1 protein-coding gene is annotated in these 758 nt (G+C 47.0%); it reads right to left on the minus strand.

What is annotated here, in order from left to right:
• Positions 1–758: DNA gyrase subunit A (locus tag A3757_RS01020; protein WP_304439156.1), on the minus strand; the 758-nt coding region annotated here is incomplete at both ends.

A 758-nucleotide genomic window follows, 5' to 3' on the forward strand; every position in this document is an offset into this window, starting at 1 on the left:
ATATGGAATTTCTGTAACGACAATGCGCTCTTTTCCATTCTTATCGGTCTCGACCTCATAGCGCGCTCTTAAATAAATTTTCCCGCGGCCAGTCTGGTAAGCCTGGACTATCCCTGCACGACCATTAATAATCGCAGCGGTTGGAAAATCTGGACCTGGAATAATTTCCATAAGCTCTTCACAGGTAATATCACTATTATCCATCAGAGCAAGGCAAGCGCCGACAACTTCAGTTAGGTTGTGTGGCGGAATATTTGTTGCCATACCAACAGCGATACCTGAAGAGCCATTCACCAACAGGTTAGGAACTCTAGTCGGCATAACTTCGGGTATCTGCTCGGTACCGTCATAGTTAGGAACAAAATCGACTGTTTCTTTGTCCAAGTCAGCAAGCAACGAATGAGCAAGCTTCTGCATACGAATTTCGGTATATCGCATCGCAGCTGGGTTATCACCATCTATGGAACCAAAGTTACCCTGTCCATCTACAAGCATGTAACGCAAAGAGAAAGGCTGAGCCATTCGTACAATCGTATCGTATACGGCGGAGTCACCATGAGGGTGATATTTACCGATTACGTCACCGACGACACGTGCTGACTTCTTGTACGCCTTGTTCCAGTCATTCCCCAGTTCGCTCATCGCAAACAAGACTCGACGATGCACAGGCTTGAGACCGTCACGCGCATCAGGCAAGGCACGACCAACGATAACACTCATCGCATAATCGAGATACGACTGCTTCAATTCGTCTTCAA

The sequence above is a fragment of the Oleiphilus sp. HI0117 genome, from assembly GCF_001635235.1.